Annotated in this window: 17 protein-coding genes; 15 read left to right on the top strand and 2 right to left on the bottom strand. The window is 43.4% G+C overall.

The genetic code is table 11. From position 1 onward, the window contains the following. Window positions 1-13: 13 nt before the first annotated feature. From NFS18_RS00775 to NFS18_RS00705, 15 genes are all read left to right on the top strand, one after another. Complete coding sequence (locus NFS18_RS00775; RefSeq protein ID WP_251386697.1) at window positions 14-241, top strand: hypothetical protein; 228 nt, start codon at window positions 14-16, stop codon at window positions 239-241. A 23-nt stretch (window positions 242-264) separates the two neighbouring features. After that, a complete protein-coding gene (locus NFS18_RS00770) occupies window positions 265-456 on the top strand; it encodes a hypothetical protein (protein WP_251386695.1) in 192 nt (63 codons plus the stop codon). A gap of 335 nt (window positions 457-791) precedes the next feature. Next, the gene (locus tag NFS18_RS00765) at window positions 792-1,304 is read left to right on the top strand and encodes an RNA polymerase sigma factor (protein WP_251386694.1); all 513 of its coding nucleotides are present in this window, start codon (window positions 792-794) and stop codon (window positions 1,302-1,304) included. Between the two features lie 19 nt (window positions 1,305-1,323). After that, complete coding sequence (locus NFS18_RS00760; RefSeq protein ID WP_251386692.1) at window positions 1,324-3,327, top strand: beta-propeller domain-containing protein; 2,004 nt, start codon at window positions 1,324-1,326, stop codon at window positions 3,325-3,327. Window positions 3,328-3,363: 36 nt separating this feature from the next. Next, a complete protein-coding gene (locus NFS18_RS00755) occupies window positions 3,364-4,125 on the top strand; it encodes a TatD family hydrolase (RefSeq protein ID WP_251386690.1) in 762 nt (253 codons plus the stop codon). Window positions 4,126-4,185: 60 nt separating this feature from the next. Next, complete coding sequence (gene rsmA, locus NFS18_RS00750) at window positions 4,186-5,073, top strand: 16S rRNA (adenine(1518)-N(6)/adenine(1519)-N(6))-dimethyltransferase RsmA (protein WP_251386688.1); 888 nt, start codon at window positions 4,186-4,188, stop codon at window positions 5,071-5,073. Window positions 5,074-5,295: 222 nt separating this feature from the next. Further along, on the top strand, window positions 5,296-6,666 hold the full coding sequence (locus NFS18_RS00745; RefSeq protein WP_251386686.1) for a citrate/2-methylcitrate synthase: 1,371 nt from the start codon (window positions 5,296-5,298) through the stop codon (window positions 6,664-6,666). A gap of 8 nt (window positions 6,667-6,674) precedes the next feature. After that, window positions 6,675-7,604, top strand: a complete 930-nt coding sequence (locus tag NFS18_RS00740) for an alpha/beta fold hydrolase (protein ID WP_251386684.1) — start codon at window positions 6,675-6,677, stop codon at window positions 7,602-7,604. Window positions 7,605-8,065: 461 nt separating this feature from the next. Next, window positions 8,066-8,830 (top strand): ATP-binding protein, encoded by a 765-nt coding sequence (locus NFS18_RS00735; RefSeq protein WP_251386682.1) that lies wholly within the window; start codon window positions 8,066-8,068, stop codon window positions 8,828-8,830. A gap of 11 nt (window positions 8,831-8,841) precedes the next feature. Continuing rightward, entirely contained in the window at window positions 8,842-10,050 is a 1,209-nt protein-coding gene (locus NFS18_RS00730) for a 2-hydroxyacyl-CoA dehydratase family protein (protein ID WP_251386680.1), read from the top strand. Continuing rightward, on the top strand, window positions 10,047-11,693 hold the full coding sequence (locus NFS18_RS00725; RefSeq protein ID WP_251386678.1) for a 2-hydroxyacyl-CoA dehydratase family protein: 1,647 nt from the start codon (window positions 10,047-10,049) through the stop codon (window positions 11,691-11,693). The genes NFS18_RS00730 and NFS18_RS00725 overlap by 4 nt, the downstream gene beginning before the upstream one ends. 21 nt (window positions 11,694-11,714) lie before the next feature. Continuing rightward, window positions 11,715-12,500, top strand: coding sequence for an acyl-CoA dehydratase activase (locus tag NFS18_RS00720; RefSeq protein ID WP_251386676.1), 786 nt, complete (start codon window positions 11,715-11,717; stop codon window positions 12,498-12,500). Between the two features lie 21 nt (window positions 12,501-12,521). Continuing rightward, entirely contained in the window at window positions 12,522-12,689 is a 168-nt protein-coding gene (locus tag NFS18_RS00715) for a hypothetical protein (protein ID WP_251386674.1), read from the top strand. 2 nt (window positions 12,690-12,691) lie between these two features. Beyond that, window positions 12,692-13,405 carry a hypothetical protein gene (locus NFS18_RS00710; RefSeq protein WP_251386846.1) on the top strand — a complete coding sequence of 238 codons (714 nt, stop codon included), beginning with the start codon at window positions 12,692-12,694 and terminating at the stop codon, window positions 13,403-13,405. A 211-nt stretch (window positions 13,406-13,616) separates the two neighbouring features. After that, window positions 13,617-14,978 (top strand): MATE family efflux transporter, encoded by a 1,362-nt coding sequence (locus NFS18_RS00705; protein WP_251386669.1) that lies wholly within the window; start codon window positions 13,617-13,619, stop codon window positions 14,976-14,978. An 857-nt stretch (window positions 14,979-15,835) separates the two neighbouring features. Here NFS18_RS00705 and NFS18_RS00700 read toward each other — a convergent pair. Next, a complete protein-coding gene (locus NFS18_RS00700; RefSeq protein ID WP_251386668.1) occupies window positions 15,836-16,645 on the bottom strand; it encodes a GH25 family lysozyme in 810 nt (269 codons plus the stop codon). Between the two features lie 412 nt (window positions 16,646-17,057). Next, window positions 17,058-18,221 (bottom strand): tyrosine-type recombinase/integrase, encoded by a 1,164-nt coding sequence (locus NFS18_RS00695; protein WP_251386667.1) that lies wholly within the window; start codon window positions 18,219-18,221, stop codon window positions 17,058-17,060. Between the last annotated feature and the right edge of the window lie 442 nt (window positions 18,222-18,663).

Raw genomic sequence — 18,663 nt, 5'->3', positions numbered from 1 at the left:
GGAGGTAATCAGGATGTTGTATGATTTTTCATATTTTGTACACAACAGTTTAGGCTTACACTTCTGGGATCTGCCGGCGCTTCTGGTAGGAGCGGTTATGATTGTCATGCTGATCGTACACACTCATAATCAGAGGAAACGCGAGAAAGATTTCGATGAGGAAAGGCAAGAAAAGCTGGAAGCTATGCAGAAAGAGTTCGATGAACTGCATGGAGTGAATGAAGGATCCACAAACATATAATAACAAGAAAAGGAGGAATGGATATGTCATATATATTAGAACATACAACATTAGGTTTTTGTTGGTGGGATATACCTGCTCTGATCATATTGATCCTTGTTATTGTGGTGTTTGCGTGGAAACATCATGACATGAAAAAGCAGGAAAGAGACCTGGAAGATAAGATCGCCGAGTTGTATACGGATGATATAGCAAAGCTGGACAGCGAAGGTTAATTTGACAATTCAAAAGTCTTTTGTTAATATAATAAACAAGGCGCTGTTGATAGTTGGTTAATCCCAAATTAATAAGTCACAAAAAAAGTAACCGCAATCCTTTAGTCGAGGGGCGGTTACTTTTTAAATGCAACAAAATTCACTTAAAAAGACTCTAATAGGTAACAGTTCAGCTCAGGACTTTGCACTGGCTGCAAAGTCCGTGAAATAACGTACAGGTAGAGATGCATCAAGCCACCACGAAGTGGTTTTGCATGGCTTGATGCCTGTAACAGGAAGCCGAAAGGCTGAACTGTTACCTAATAGATGTAATAGCTTTGAAAGGAGGGGAACGGATGCAGGATTATGAGAAGTATTCGGAGCGGGCGCTGATCCGGAAATCCCGTCATGGGGATGTACAGGCATTTGGTACATTATATGGAAGGATATATAAAGATCTGTACCGCTTTGCGCTTTATACAATGAGACAGCCGCAAGATGCAGAGGATGTGGTCAGCGAAACAATTGTTGCTGCTTATGAAAATCTGCATAAGCTGAAAAAGGAAGAATCTTTCAGAAGCTGGATCTTCACGATTTTGTCGAATCAGTGTAAGAAGTGTTTCCGGCAGGAGGGCAGGACAGCGGAACTGACGGAGGAGATTGTAGCGCAGGAGACGGACCATGCGGTGAATTGCGATGTACGGGCAGCTTTTATGCAGCTTAATGAAGAGGACAGGATGATAGTAGCCTGTTCGGTCCTGGGCGGGTATCCCAGCGAGGAGATCGGGGGAATGATAGGGATGAATCCCGCCACTGTGCGTTCTCGCAAAGCCCGGGCATTGGAGAAGTTGCGTCAGGTGATAGAGTAAAAGAAGGGAGTTTTGGATCATGGAAGAAAAAGATTTGAAAAAATTAATCGAAGAACAGTCCGGCAAGATTCAGATTCCGGTTACCCTGGAACCGGATTGTGTGATGGATCAGTTAGAAGAGAGAGCAAAGAAACGGAAACTGGCATATTATCGGAAATTCATGGCGGCAGCAGCATGCTGTGTTGTTGTTGCAGGCATTGGAGCGGCGGGCGCGGGACTTTTGGGAGACCAGAATAAGGACGGTAAAGAAGGAGTTTCTGCAAAAGCGGACAGTGCATCAGAATCCACAGAAGAATCAACTGCTTCGGAAGGTGATGAGGGAGAGGTAACTCAAATCGCGTCTGCAAGGGACTATAATGAGATTTATTCTTATATAGAAGCGGAAAATAAACGGAGAAATCAGAGCAATAATGCCGGCACGATGGAAGCAAAGACGGAATTGGCGATGGACCAGGCAGCAGGTCAGGACGCAGGCGCCGCTGTTTATGCAGAAGGCGGGTATTCGGATACAAATACCCGTGAAGAGGGCGTTGGCGAGGGAGACATTGTTAAAACAGACGGCGAGAAGCTTTATGTGCTCAACGGTCACCGGATCAATATCGTAGATATTACAGACGAAGAACTGGAAGAACTGGGAGTAATCGATCTGGAAAGTAATATATATGTGTCAGAGATTTTTGTGAAAAATGACAGACTTATTGCAGTGTATACCCGTTCAGAATATACTGAGCCGGCGGGCGGCAGTGAGTATGGAAGTTATAGGGAATATTCTGTAGCAGAGACTTTTGATATCAGCGATCCAAAGGATGCGAAATCTATCGGAAAGATTACACAGAGCGGTAATTTCAACACCATGCGTATTGTGGGTGATCACGTCTATATGCTGAGTAATTATTATCCTGATATGGGCTGTGTGCCAAGAAATCTGGAAGACTATATTCCGATGGTACAGGGAAAGACAATCGAAAGTACAGATATCTTTCTTCCTTCATTTAATGCAGGAAGTCAGTATACAGTGATCACGTCCTTCTCATTAGATGATCCAAAAGAGCAGGTTGACAGCAAGGCAGTATTTGGAACAATGGGAATGTGTTATGTAAGCAGAGAGAATATCTACATCTGTGAGAGTGATTATGGATACGGAAAGAGCAGCACCGACATTACCCGGACATGGATCCGCAAGATTGGGTATAAAGACGGAAAGCTTAAAGCAGTCGGACAGGTAAAGATAGACGGCACGCTGAATGATTCTTTTAGTATTGATGAATATAAAGGCAATCTGCGGCTGGTGACGATAGTCAGCCCTGTGGGAAACAGCGGTATTATGCCGCTTACACTGTTCGGTGATACAGAAGAGGAAAGTGAAGCGCCAAAGACAGATACAAACGTGCTGTATATTTTGGATAAGAATTTAAAAGAATTATCTCGGATCGAAAATCTGGCAGAAGATGAAAGAGTATATTCAGCGAGATTTATGGGAGACGCCGGATATTTTGTGACATACAGGCAGATGGACCCACTGTTTTCTGTAGATTTATCGAATCCGAAAAATCCGAAGATACTGGGAGAATTGAAGATACCGGGATTTTCAGAGTATTTACATCCATTTGGAGAGGGAATGCTGCTGGGTGTCGGGATGGATGTGGATGAGACCGGAACAACGACTAACGGCGTAAAACTGTCTATGTTTGATATCAGCGATCCGAAGGATGTACAGGAGATCCAAAAATACGTGATAGAAGGCGCTTATTCTACAGATGTTGCATATAACTATAAGGCTGCATTTATTGATGCAGAGAAAGGTCTGATTGGATTCAGCGCATATGGAGAGTACCAGAAATATTATATTTTCTCTTATGATAAAGAAGACGGATTCGAAATTGTGTTTGAAAGAGAACTGACGGGAATGTCTTCAAATATCCGAGGTCTTTATGTGGGTGACACGTTCTATCTGGCAGCAGGAAATACAGTAGAGTCTTATCGTCTGGAGACATTTGAAAAAATAGACGATATTGTGTTATAATATGCTTCATATGCAGAGAACAAGGATGATATAACTATGATATTTGATACACACGCACATTACGATGATTCACAATTTGATACAGACAGGGAGGAACTTCTTGCATCCATGCCAGAGCATGGTATCGGAACGATCGTGAATGCAAGCGCCGCGGTGGATTCCTGGCAGCGTGTCCTGGAACTGACAGAGAAATATCCTTTTATGTATGGAATGATAGGGGTTCACCCGGATGAAGTCGGTATGCTGGACGAAGAGAAGTTTGCGGAAATGGAAGAACTTCTGAAGCGAGATAAGATTGCAGCAGTCGGGGAGATCGGTCTGGATTACTACTGGGATAATGAGAGTCATGATGTTCAGAAGCTCTGGTTTATCCGTCAACTGGAACTGGCACGTAAAATCGGGCTTCCGGTCAATATTCACAGTCGGGAGGCTGCTGCGGACACGATGGATATTTTGAAGCAATACGGACAGGGGATGAAGGCAATTATTCATTGTTATTCCTATTCAAAGGAGATGGCAGAAGAATATGTCCGTATGGGATATCTGATCGGTATCGGCGGAGTGGTGACATTTAAGAATGCCAGAAAGCTAAAAGAAGTGGTACAGGCAATTCCCATGACCCATATTGTATTGGAGACAGATTGTCCATATCTGGCGCCGGAGCCGAACCGGGGCAAACGTAATTCTTCTGTTAATCTGCATGATGTGGCTGCAGCAATCGCAGAACTTAAAGGTATATCAACAGAAGAGGTCATTCGGGTTACAGAGGAAAATGCACGCAGATTTTATGGATTGTGACTATGAAGCCGAAAGGCTGAATAGTTATCATACCGCAGGAAACAGAAAGAGGATATCTGTATGAAAAAACCGACACTTGGTAATCCGCAGAATACAATTGCGGTGCTTCAAAAATATGATTTTACATTTCAAAAGAAATTTGGTCAGAATTTCTTGATCGATACGCATGTACTGGATAAGATTATTCGTTCTGCGGAGATTACGAAGGATGACATGGTACTGGAGATTGGACCGGGGATCGGGACCATGACCCAGTATCTTGCCTGTGCGGCGGGAAAGGTTGTTGCCGTAGAGATTGATAAAGCGCTGATTCCGATTCTGGAAGACACACTGGATGGATATAACAACGTGCAGATCATCAACGAAGATGTGCTAAAGATAGATATTGCAAAGCTTGCAAAAGAGCAGAACAGCGGCAGACCGATCAAGGTAGTAGCCAATCTCCCATATTATATTACAACTCCGATTATTATGGGATTATTTGAAAATCATGTGCCGCTTAAGAGCATCACGGTCATGGTGCAGAAGGAAGTGGCAGACCGGATGCAGGTCGGACCGGGAACAAAGGACTATGGTGCATTGTCTCTTGCAGTGCAGTATTACGCAAGCCCGTATATCGTGGCAAATGTACCGCCGAACTGCTTTATGCCGAGACCAAAGGTCGGATCTGCGGTGATCCGTCTGGAACGGTATGAAAATCCTCCGGTACAGGTTGGTGATGAAAAGCTGATGTTCAAAATTATCAGAGCATCTTTTAACCAGAGAAGAAAAACTTTGGCGAATGGATTAAGGAATTCGCCGGAACTGGACTTTACAAAAGAGCAGATCGAACAGGCGATTGAGAAGATGGGCAAGGGGACAAGTGTCCGGGGAGAGACATTGTCTTTAGAAGAATTTGCAAAATTGAGTAATCTGCTGGGGGCGGATTTATGTAACAGTGCAGGGTAGGAGTTTGCACTTGTTGCAAACTCCGTAAAAATGCGTGATAGGAAAATAGAATCCGCCCTTTCACCGCAGGTGAATTTAAAATAGGGCGGAATAAGTAACAGTTCAGCCGAAAGGCTGAACTGTTACTTATTCATAAATATTTAATATTGTATTTATTGTATAAAAAGCACATCTTTAGTATAATAGAAAGGTATATGTAAAAAAGAGAAGGAGGATGACTGCATGCAGAAGGATATCAACAGTTTGATTTTTCAGAACACACCGAAGATCATGGAGCTTGCAAAAAGGTGTGAAGATAACAATGCAATTGAAAAGGACCTCTATACGAAGTTTGACGTTAAGAAGGGTCTTCGTGATTTAAACGGAAAAGGTGTGCTTGCCGGATTGACAAATGTATCTGATGTCTGTGCAAAGAAAATAGTAGATGGGGAAGAAGTACCGTGTGCAGGAAGCCTCTATTATCGTGGATATAATATTAAAGATATTGTAAAGGGATTTCTGGAAGCGGGGCATTCTGGATTTGAAGAAACCGCGTATCTGTTACTTTTTGGAGAATTGCCGTCAAACAGTGAGCTGAAAGAGTTTCAGGAAATGCTGGCTGAACGGAGAACGCTTCCGCCGAACTTTGTACGTGATGTGATTATGAAGGCGCCCAGCCGGGATATGATGAACGGAATTTCCAGATGTATTCTGCAGCTTTATACATATGATGCTAAGGCAGATGATACAACGATTCCGAATGTGCTGCGCCAGAGCCTGAATCTGATCAGTCAGTTTCCAATGCTGATGGTATACTGCTATCATGCATATAATTACCGCAGGGGTAAGGATTTATATATTTATGCACCAGATCCACAGTTATCAATGGCGGAAAATATACTGATGATGCTTCGTGAGGACAGACAGTATACAGCGCTTGAGGCGAAGATTCTTGATATGGCGCTTGTGCTCCATATGGATCACGGCGGCGGTAATAACTCTACATTTACAACTCATGTTGTTACTTCATCCGGAACGGATACATATTCGACAATAGCTGCTGCTATGGCATCTTTAAAGGGACCGAAGCATGGTGGTGCAAACATTAAAGTTACACAAATGTTTGAAGCTATGAAAGGTTCTCTGACTGACTGGAAAGACGAAGCACAGATACGTGCATATCTGGAAGCACTTTTGGATAAACGGGCATTTGACCATAAAGGTCTGATTTATGGAATGGGGCATGCGATTTATTCTATTTCTGATCCTCGTGCAGATATTTTCAAGAGCTTCGTGAAGGAACTTGCCAAAGAGAAGCGGCGAGAAGAGGAATATGCCCTTTATGAAAAGGTGGAGGAGCTTGCTCCGGTTATCATCGGGGAGAAGCGTAAGATTTACAAGGGTGTTAATGCCAACGTAGATTTTTACAGCGGACTGGTATACAGCATGCTGGATCTGCCGCCGGCGCTTTATACACCGATTTTTGCTGCGGCACGTATCGTCGGCTGGAGCGCACATCGCCTGGAAGAGCTGAAGAATGTAGACAAGATTATCCGTCCGGCATACAAAGCGCTTGCGCCGCATCGCGAATATATAAATTTGGATGATAGGTAGAGAGTGATATGAAAGACGAATTCTATTTTCCATCTAAAGATGGAAATACAGAGATTCATACAATTGTATGGAAACCGGAAGGAGAGGTAAAAGCAGTCCTCCAGATGGTGCATGGCATGGTAGAATACATTGACAGATATGATGAATTTGCCAACTATTTGTGTGAGCAGGGCTTTTATGTGGTAGGAAATGACCATCTGGGACATGGTAAATCTGTTCAGAGTAAGTCCGAGTATGGGTATTTTAATAAAAAGAACGGGAATGCCTGTCTGATTGCAGATATGCATACATTGCGGACCCGTATTGCGAAGAAATATCCAGACGTTCCGTATTTTATGCTGGGGCACAGTATGGGATCTATCCTGATGCGTCAGTATATGCAGGTTTATGGGAATGGTCTGGCAGGAGTTCTCTTACTGGGGGTGGTTGCAGAGCAGCCGCAGTCAGCTCTGCGCGTAGGAAAAATGCTGTGCAGGGGATTGGCAGCAGTTAAGGGAGGACATCACAGGAGCAGACTTGTAGATAAGATGATAACGGGATCTTTTAATAAAAGGTTCAAACCGGCGCTTACAAGAGCCGACTGGGTGACCAGTGATGCGGAGCATCTGGAGAAGTATGTCAACGACCCGCTTTGTTCTTTCGTATTTACTGTGAATGCATATTATCATATGCTTAGTGGACTGCAGCAGGTGAGCAAAAAGGAAAGTGCTTTTATGATTCCGAAGAGTCTTCCGGTATTGCTTGCAGCGGGGTCTGATGATCCTGTAGGTAACTGCGGCAAAGGTGTGCGGAAAATATATGAGAGATATAAAAAGGCAGGGATTGAAGATGTGACTTTACGGCTGTATGCCGGAGACAGACATGAGCTGCTTAATGAAACAGACCGTCAGCAGGTATATGTTGATTTATATGAGTGGATGAAGAGCCGGATCTGGTAGAAGTTCCGGATAAATACTGAAAAATGCGTGATGGGAAAATAGAATCCGCCCTTTCACCGCAGGTGAATTTAAAATAGGGCGGATTCAGTTGCCAAGCATGCGATAAAACAGTCCGGTGGACTGTTTTGAGTAACAGTTCAGCCTTTCGGCTGAACTGTTACTTTATAAAAATGATCAGAAGTGAGTTCAGTGGAATTTCACTTCTTTTTTATTATGGGAAAACAGGTTACTGTGAACAGTGTTACGGTTCACACCTTACGGGTGCCATGTAAACAGTAACAAAAATGGTTCTTATACATTGTTTATACTGTGGAAAAATGTTATAATTATGACAAGATTTTCGTATAAAATATACAATAAAATAAGATGCTGCGGTAAATGAATGTAACAGTGCATCCGTAAGGCTGAACTGTTATAAGTGAATCGGTATATTTTATTGCGGCAGGAAAAGGAGTTGAGTTATGAGCAGGAACACGAAGATTATTGCGCTGACAGGGAAGGGCGGCGTCGGAAAAACCTCCATTTCCGCGGCTCTGGTAAAGTTGCTTGTACAAGCGTTTCCGGACAAGAAAATTCTGGCGATCGATGCGGATCCGGCAATCGGACTGGCAACGGCGCTTGGAATTGAGCCGGAGCTGACCTTGGATAATATCCGCAATGAAATTGTCGAGAATGTGGAGGGAGGCAAAACACAGGAAGCGATGGAACTGTTGTCGGAATCCCGGTATAAGATTGCCGAGGCAGTTGTAGAGAAGGACGGATTTGCATTTCTGGCAATCGGAAGACCAGAGTCAGCGGGCTGTTATTGCCGGGTAAATTCCTATTTAAAAGATGTCATTACAATGATATCCGGGCAGTTTGATTATGTCGTGATTGACGGGGAAGCCGGAATTGAGCAGATCAACCGGCGTGTGATGGAAAAGGTTACGCATTTGCTGCTGGTTTCCGATACGAGCAAGAAAGGACTGGAGGTCATCAAGACGATTGAAAATGTTGCGATGGATCTGGTGCAGTATGATAAGATCGGACTGATCGTGAACCGGGTGGAAGAAAGTTCAATGATGGAGCGGCTGGACACAAAGGGGCTGGAACTTTTGGCAGCGGTTCCTTCAGATAAGACGCTGGCAATGTATGACTTTGAAGGACGGAGTATTACAGAACTGCCGGATGATTCTCTGGTTGTCGTATATATCCGTGAGGCAATGCAAAGGTTTGGAATTCTGTAAAGGAGAATCCTATGAAAGATTTAAAACACATGATATATTTTGAAAAGCTTCTGGATAGCGCTTATAACGATCTGGTACGGGAAGCCCAGGCGGAGAATAGGGTTGCGGTCGGTTATACATGCTTCCATATACCGGAAGTGCTTCTGAATCTGGACAACTGTTTTTCGGTCAGACTCCGCGCGCCGTACATGGGCTCCACGGAGATTGCGACATATTATCTGGCGAGCAGTTCCTGTGAGTTTTCCAGGGCGATCCTGGAACGTGCCATTGAAGGCGGCTTTCAATTTCTGGACGCGATTGCGGGAGTGGATATCTGCGAATGTATGAACCGCTGTTATGAGAATATGGAACTGTTGGATATCAAGGGTAAGAACAAGGATAAGTTCTTTATCAGCTATGTAGATGTACCGGGTAAGGATGAAGAAATTACTGTGGAGCACGTAGTTGAACAGCTTCAAAGAAAGGTACTGAATCCTCTGCATGAAAGATACGGAACTGATATCTCTGAGAAGGCAATTCGTGAAGCGGCAGAGAAACACAATGAGATCTGCCGTATCATTTCCGAGATGGGAGAAATGCGAAAAGCAGAGAACCCGGTGATTACGGGCGCTGAGTTCCACAAGATCGTGCTGGCGACGTATGTCTGTCCGAAAGATCTGATTCTGGATAAATTATATGAGACTCTGGAAGAACTGAAAACCCGGGAACCGGATAAGAAATCACCGTTCAGGGCACGTGTTGTCATTGTGGGCGGCGAGATTGACGATCCGGATATGATCGAGCTGGTAGAAGAAAGCGGAGCATATGTAGCTGCAGACCGCTTTTGCTATGGTTCTATTCCGGGCAGACAGGAAATTATTTTAAATGATGAGGAAGATGTGCTGACGCAGATTGTACGGTTCAATATTGAGCAGACTGCGTGTCCTCGTTATGTGACGCCGAATAAGATTCAGTTCCGTCAGGATCAGGCGGCGCAGCTCGTGGAAGAATATCACGCTGACGGTATCATTTATGAACAGATGAAATTCTGTTCCTACTGGTCTTTTGAACGTACATTGCAGAGTCATGTACTGGCGGAGGAATATCATATTCCGACACTATCTATTGACCGTCCGTATCAGGCGAAGTCCAGCGGACAGCTGCGGACGAGAGTGCAGGCATTTGTAGAAAGTCTTGAAATTAAAAAGATTAAGGCGCGCAGAGAGGAGGCCGGAAAATGAAAGCACAGAAGCTTCTGAAGAAGATCAAACAGGCTGCTCCAGATATTGTCAAGGATATCAGACATTACGCAAAACCGAGAGTGAAGTTACATAATGAAGGTCTTGGAGATTATTATACAGAAGGTTACCGGAGTTTGAATCAGAGAGAGTGGAAGGGCGTCAAGGATACGGCATACGATTTTGTCTCCTGGCTGAAGGTCTATGGTTACATGGCGGTGACTCTTGGAAAACATCCGGTTCCATTATTGAAGTCCTTTGAGCGTTATCCATGGATGGCGTCCTACCTGACTGTTGCAAATATGCTGGACCGCCACAAACTGGGACTGCGGGGCAATCAGCTTCGGTACACACAAGAACAATTCTATGGGGTAGTGCACAATTCGGTAGATGTTATCGCAAAGATTATCGAGCGGGATGAGAATCTGAATTCTCCAAAAAATAAACGGGCGGCGTCTCTTCGCGGGAAAACGGTTATGTTTGATGAGATGACCCCCTCAATTATCATGGCTGGATTTCCAATGCTGGACTGGATTGACATTGCTATGTCTCCGGTCTGCCTTCCGGGTGAGGTAGACCAGAACGCCAATGTGATGTATGTGGATGCGGCAGAGCGAATGGGACTGGCGGCAGATGTATGTCCGCTTCCATCGGCAGAAGTCGGTTGTGCGATCGTGGATGATTATCCACAGGTGGGAAGCTCCTTTATTACCAGTTCCATGCCATGCGATGGATCACTGGGGGCTGCGCTTTTCATGGACCGCTATATGAAGAAGCTGCCCACATTTACCCTGACGCCGCCGCAGCGGTTCAACGAGCCGGAGACGAATGCTTATGCGGTAAAGGATTTGAAGAACTGTATTAAGTTTATCGAAGATACATACAATGTCAAATGGGATTGGGATGCATTCTGGGAGAAGGCTAAAGAATATAACCGCACAACCCAGTGTATGCTGGATAAATGGGATGTTAACTGCACCCCGTATCCACAGGTGATCGGAAGCGCACTCTCCTTGCAGAGAGAGTATGAATTCCAGACTGCGGCATGTCTCGATCCATTTTTGACAAAGCAGGATGAAAAAGTCAATGAAATGATGCTCAAAGGCTACGAGGAAGATAAGGCGGCAGACAGAAGAGATTATAAGTACCGTGCGATCGTATGGTGCTGTCCGGCTCATTATTACACACATTTCACAACATGGGCGGAGCATACATGGGGCATCCGTACACTGGTGGATATGGAGAGTATGCTGAGCTACCACTTCTATCATATCGGAGATGAAGAGCAGGCTCTGACAGATATGGCAATGGCTTATGAGCGGATGATGATGCGTTCTCACAGTAACGGCGGCTATGTTAATGCGCTGGATGAATGCTGGAAAATGTGCGAGAAATTCAATGCCAACATTGTCATTATGTATGATCATGTATCCTGCAAGAACTTCGGCGGATTGCACGGTCTGTTTGAAGATCAGGCGAGAGAACGCGGTATTCATCTCATCTGGGTACAGCATGATCTGATGGATCCAAGAACGGTATCAAGGAAAGCAATGCGTGATGCTGTAAACAAATATATGTCAACGGTATTCCGTGAGACGCCGCTGGATGAGACGTATTTAGATTACAGTGACGAACTGACATGGTAGAGAAAGCAGGAGGTAAATGAGATGAAATATTTCGGTGGATGTGACGTAGGGTCTACATATACAAAAACAGTGATTTTGGATGAAGATGGAAGAATCGTATCAGCCAATACGATCAAAAGTAAGATCAATAGCGCAGAGAGCGCAAAAGCGGGACTGGAACTGGCGGTTCAGGAAGCGGGACTGAAAGAGATTTCTGATCTGACCTATCTGATTGGAACCGGATACGGACGTAACAAGGTGCCACAGGCAGCAGAAAATATTTCCGAGATTAGTTGTCATGCCATGGGCGTGCATGTGACGGATCCTTCTGTGCGGGCGATCATCGATATCGGCGGACAGGATGTCAAGGGAATTGCCGTTGATACTGACGGAACGGTCAAAACATTTGCCATGAATGACAAGTGCGCTGCCGGAACCGGACGGTTTTTTGAGTCCATGGCAAATGCATTCGAGCTGTCATTGGAAGAATTCTCCAACCTAAGCCTGACTGCGGAAAATGTAATACCGATCACAGCCCAGTGTACGGTATTCGCAGAGTCAGAGGTAATTACACTGGTGGGCGAAGGTAAGCCGAGAAATGAAATCGCGGCGGGCATTCAGCAGGCGGTGGCAAAACGATGCTTTGTTATGGCAAAAAAAGCAGGTGCAAAGGACGCCATTACCCTGACCGGAGGCTGTGCAAAGAATCAGGGGTTAAAGGCAGCCATTGAAAAGGTACTCCGCATGAAAGTCATTGACCTTAAGACAGACCCGCAGTTGATGGGCGCACTGGGCGCTGCAGAATATGCGAGACAAAAGGGACTGTAGAAGAATGGAGGAGCAATGCGGATGAAAAAATTATTGAAATTTATCCTAAAACTGTTTGCTGTTGTCACAGCAATTACGGGTATACTGTTTGTAATCTATATTACAAATTCAGACTCCAAGCTGATTGAGTTTATATATGACAAACTGTTAAAATATCATGAATCCAAGAAGGTTGAGGACCATATTTGACAATGCAGGTATATGATAAAGTAATCAAGACAACAGAAGAGATACTTGCGCCTTTTGAGGCAAGGAATCTGACCGGACAGCCTGTAAAACAGTGGTCTATGCTTACGGAAAATGAATTCCTTTTACGAAATGAAGTTGCGTTTGAGCTGGGAGACCGGGCGTATCTGTCTACTTGTTATCAGGCAGTAACTTCCTCTAAGGAACTCGTCGGCGAAGATAAGATTCTTCTCTACGGAAAAGATTTACAGGAAATCAAGGGCAACGTGCCGTTTACACGAATTACATGGATTCAGGCAGAGCCGGCTGAAGACCAGAATAAAGCATATCAGCAGATAAAGAAGATGGAGTTTGCACGGTTTAGAATAATTCCGAAAGGATATATGATGCTTTCTTCCAGTATGGAGCAAAGGGAGCAGGTGAAGGTCAGCAAACAGGCTGTGAAAGCGGGGCTGGATTTTGCGACCATTGGACATCTGATCATCGATAAATATAAGAAAGAGTTTGAGGCAAAGCATGTGCAGGTACTGTTTATCACGGAAGAACTTCCGGTGATAAAAGAGTTGATTGAGCAAGGGAAAAAGACAGAGGAAATCACTAATGCCTTTGACCATATCTTGAAAAATATTATTTTGGATTGTGATCTGTGTCCACTGCATCCGATTTGTGATGATGTAGAAGAACTGCGGAAGATACATTTTGGTAACAGTTCAGCGTAGGACTTTGCACTTGCTGTAAAGTCCGTAAGAAAGCGTGATGTAAAGGAAGAGTAATCGAGTATTACATATAATAGGCCACCCTGAATATAAGGAGTAAAACATAAAAATACCCCTTATATTTAGGGTGGCTTTATGTTATGCTGAAAAATAATGAAGATACTCTTTGATAAAATAAGAATATTTGTAAAAAATAAAGGAAGAAGGTTTTATAATGGATTCAGTATCGTCAAAAAGGAATAAATATGAAATAGACATGTGCAATGGTTCAATCATGGATAAGCTGGTATCATTCTCCATACCACTGATGTTGTCCAGCATTTTGCAGCTCTTGTTTAATGCAGTGGATATCATCGTGGTAGGAAGATTTACGGGAAGCCAGGCGCTTGCGGCTGTCGGTTCTACAACGGCTTTGATCAATATGTTTATTAATCTGTTTATTGGTATTTCACTTGGGACAAATGTGCTGGCAGCCCGTTTCTATGCTTCCGGCAAGGAGAGGGAGATGTCGGAAACAGTACATACGGCGATTACATTTGCACTTATCAGCGGGATTGTAATGGTATTTGTTGGTCTGTTCTTTTCCAAAGTGGCGCTTGGATTGATGGACACTCCGGAGGATGTGATTGACCAGTCAGCGCTTTACATGAGAATCTACTTTGCAGGGATGCCATTTTTCATGCTTTATAATTACGGAGCGGCGATCCTGCGCGCGGTTGGAGATACAAAACGACCGCTCTTCTTCCTGATTATATCAGGAATGGTAAACGCTGGTTTGAACTTGATTTTGATAGTCGTTTTTCATCTGGGTGTAGCGGGCGTTGCAATTGCTACAGTAATCGCGCAAATGCTTTCCTGCATTCTGGTGCTGCGTTGCCTGTATAAAACAGAAGCAAGTTATCAGCTTCGCTTTTCCAGTCTGATGTTGAAAGGTTCCTATCTGAAACAAATTTTTCAAGTAGGGATTCCAGCGGGAATACAGAGCACAGTGATTAATTTTTCCAATGTTCTGCTGCAGTCATCTGTAAATTCTTTTGGCTCTGTTGCGATGGCGGGGTATACGGCTGCCAATAATATTTTCGGGTTCTTATTTGCGTCTGTCAATTCGATCACGCAGGCATGTATGAGCTTTACCAGTCAGAATTACGGCGCAGGGAAATGGAAACGAATGGATAAGGTGCTTCAAAACTGTATCCTGCTATCAATTATTGTATCGGTGACTCTGGGCGGAGGCGCATATATTTTCGGTCCAAAGCTTTTGAAAATCTATACATCTGATGCGGCGGTGATCCAGTGCGGAATGGAAATCTTGTTGTATACAACAGTTACTTATTTTATGTGTGGACTGATGGATCTGTTTCCGGGAGCACTGCGTGGAATGGGATACTCGGCAGCGCCGATGGTTTTGTCTATTGTCGGCACAGTAGGAACCAGAATCGTGTGGATATTTTTTGTATTCCCAAAGCAACGTTCGCTGGATATCCTTTTCATATCTTATCCAGCATCATGGCTTGTCACGATCGTATTGCAGGTGATTTGTTATTATTTTGTGAGAAGAAGAGTGAAGAAAAAATAGAAAAATTAGGGTTAGGGCGTTACAAAGTTGCATATTTACAATGTGCTTAGTGAGTGGTATATTATAGATATAAATAAGGCACTACTGATAGTTGGTTAGTCCAAATTATTTTATTACTTAAAAAAGTAACCGTAATCCTTTGGTCGAGGGGCGGTTACTTTTTTGATTGATTTATGTACGCAATCAAAATCGTTACAACAATACTAAGTATCATTAGTACGATGGAGAGCATTTCAAAATCACTCATAAGTTAAGCCCTCCTTTAGAAAAATTTGACCCGAATTTGACCGAAAGGTAATTAGAGCAGATGTGGAAACAGCGAAAACCCGCTAACCTTCCGGCTAACGGGTTCCGTTGTTTTATAGTTATCTAAAGGAATGAGAGTAAAGTGCGACATCAGGGGTGTTTCCCCTGAATGTCAATACTTTATGAGGGGGGAGATAGTTGTTAATCAACTATCTGAATTTAGTATATCCAAGAAATGTGTCTAAACTATGTTGTAACAATAAAAGAAATCGAAAAAATATTATGAAAGTCTAAAAACTTTTTTTAAAATATAAAGTCTGTCTTTAACTGCTTGTAAAGCGGATCTGAAAATCAATGTTTTATATGTTTTATACATGCGAAAACCCGTCAACCATTCGGCTGACGGGTTTTCGTTTGTGTTTATAATTATACAAAGGAATGAGAGTTACGTGATGCTCCGGGGGTTCTTCCCCGGCGCGTTCACGTTTATGAGGGGGAGATAGTTGTTGTTTCAACTATCTGTAACATAGTATAACCACAAAATGTGTTCAAAGTATGTCGATTTTATTAAAGGAATTGAAAAAATCTTTGTATTTTCTAAAATCGCCCTATTAATTTTCAGGAATACGGAGTGTATTTCCATAGTAAATGAGATTTGGATTGGAAATTCCGTTTAATTCTGCAAGTATCTTCGTTGTCGTTCCATATCGCTGTGCGATTTCACTTAATGTATCTCCGGGTTGAATGACATAGGTAATATAATTTACCGGCGGAGGGGTTGGTGTACCGCCGCTTAAATGGTTGAGTCCAGCGCCGCGGATGACAGACGGATAGTCTACAAAACTAGTGTCTAAATCTACATTTCCTGCAATACCGGGAACATTTCCTTGAGAGGTGGATTGCCAGATGCCGCAGTCTGTACCGTCAAAGGTATTGTTATAATATGCGTACCAGAGTGCGTAGCGTTTTGACAGGTCTGCCGGAAAGTAAGTGTTTAGGAAATTGCGGTTGCTGTAATACATGGCAAAATATCCGCGTGCTTCAATCCGGTTACAGAAGGATTTGACGATATTTGTAGCAAGCGCCGGGGTTATGGTAACACCGTTTTCTGCTGCGTAGTTGATTGTTGCCTGTTCGATATCGTAGCAGACAGGATAATCCAGCCGATATTTTGAAACCGTATTTAGACAGCCGTCTGCTTCCTGTGCCGCAATTTCAGGATTTAGGGCATAGCAGAACCAGTATACACCGATAGGAATGCCGAGACGATTACACTCAGAAGCATTTCTGTGAAATTGCTCATCCACCGTACCATATCCGTAACCAGCACGGAGCATGGCAAACTGATATCCTGCATTTTTTACTTGTGACCAATCTATAACGCCTTGGAATTGGCTGACATCAAGTCCTTTTAAACTCATAATAACTCCTTTTTCTATATAATAAAAATAGAAAGTCTGGTTTCGATTATATTATATGCGGCGGGGAGCAAAAATGTGAAGGATAACTTGACAACTGATTTTCTCCTGTCTATAAATCGCGATAACAAGGGTAATTACAGCACAAAGCATAATTACAAACGTAAATAAATTACCATATGTAACCATAGCATCAGCCCCTTTCATAGCTTGCCTGAAAGGCTATAATGACCGTCATTGTCAGCTCTGTACATAAGGCTCGAATCTATAGGAATTTTAAAGAATTAATAATTTCATAAGAGGAAATATCCAAGAAATGCCGTAAATATGGGAAATTCCAGATTTCATGAAACTAACACTAATACTATTGGAAAAGCCATGAGTACAACGGTAAAAGCTGTATTCATGGCTTATTTTAAATTTTCTCAATCGTATCACGGAGCTGTTCAACGGTCAGGTGGGTATATATTTTTTCATTGATATCTTTCCCTGTATGCCCCATGATTCTATAACGTGCCACCCTGTCCACATCAGCGCGGTACAACAGGCTGTTGCATGTGTGCCGGCAGTCATGGGGAGTATGCTCTGTGGTAATGCCACAGGTTTTCAGCGCCGCCGTAAAATATTCCCTGTATTTTCCCTCGGAAATATTCTGGGTGCCATCGTGATAGATCAGGCTTTTGAATTTGGGATTGTACCGAACCTTAACCATGTCGTATATCTTTGAATGAATTGGAACGGTACGCTTACGGCTGTACCGGTTCTTTAAACCACCGGTGAATGTTCTGCTGTCTAAATCAATATCAGCAAGCGGCATTCTGGCCAGTTCGTTAATGCGCCAACCAGAGTAACAGTATATAAGGATGGTATCTACAAAAGGCACATCCTTGTTCTTCCAGAGCAATGCAATCTCATCCTTAGTGAAAGGCACGCCACTTTCTGTATCGTCCTCTTTTCCAATGCTTACAAATTCCGAACAGTTCTTTGATACAATTTCAAATTGCAGAGCAAAGCTGTACATCTGGTTGAATAAATTCTTAATATGCTCAAGCATGGAGTGGGACAGGTCTTCACGGTCAAGAATCTCCTGAAGCTCCACAGAGCGAATCTCAGACATAACACGGGTATGCAGCACGCTGCATTTTTTAAAGGCAGCAGTATAGCAATATTGTGAGCTGTTCTTCTTTTCAGATGAATCAACCGGCTGTTTATACTTCCATTGATACCACGCATCAAATACTTGAGCGAATGTCTTCTTGCGGTTTGCTGGATCAAAAGGATTCTTGTTAAATTCTGCCAGCTCAATACTTGCAGTCACACGATCCGGGTAATTCCCCAAAACGTCAAACTTTGGATATCCACGGGCATCAATCCGTGTATTCACCCGGACTTGGTACGGATTACGGTAGCTGCCTTTCCTGTAAACAATGGTGCCAGAGCCGTTAGGACGGCGCTTTGCGGTGCGTTTGACTACCGGTGGTACAAATACTTTGCCTTGCAGTGGATAGCCGCAATGAGGGCATGTATACGCTTTGTCGGATACAGTGCCGGAACATTCCGGGCAAGTTATCAGTGCCATATTATCTATCTCCCTTCATGAAACCGGGCAGGGTGTGAGGAAAGGGAAGATAGTTGACATATTTACTTGAATTGACTATAATATACTTAACAAGGGAGCCGATAGCTAGCTGACATCTAGCTGCCGGTAAATGAGTTTTACAAAATAGCGCTCAGTTTACCAGACAGGGGCGCTATTTTTTGTGTCTATAAATCGTGATAACAAGGGTAATCACAGCACAAAGCATAATTACAAACGTAAATAAATCGTTATATGTAACCATTGGCACCAGCTCCCTTCTTTAGTATCCGGCAACCAGTGCAGCACCTCATCAGCTCCCTAGGTAAGTATATTATTGTCAATGTACGGTTTCGCTAAGATATTAGCGAAACTATATTTTCCTTTCGTACGAAAAACGTACGAAGTATTTGAGGACTATCGAGCACAAAGCATAGTTGTGCGA

The sequence above is a fragment of the Mediterraneibacter agrestimuris genome, from assembly GCF_943193195.1.
Lineage (GTDB): Bacteria > Bacillota > Clostridia > Lachnospirales > Lachnospiraceae > Schaedlerella > Schaedlerella agrestimuris.
The sequence above is the reverse complement of the archived record's forward strand: the minus strand, read 5'-3'. Positions and strand labels throughout refer to the sequence as shown.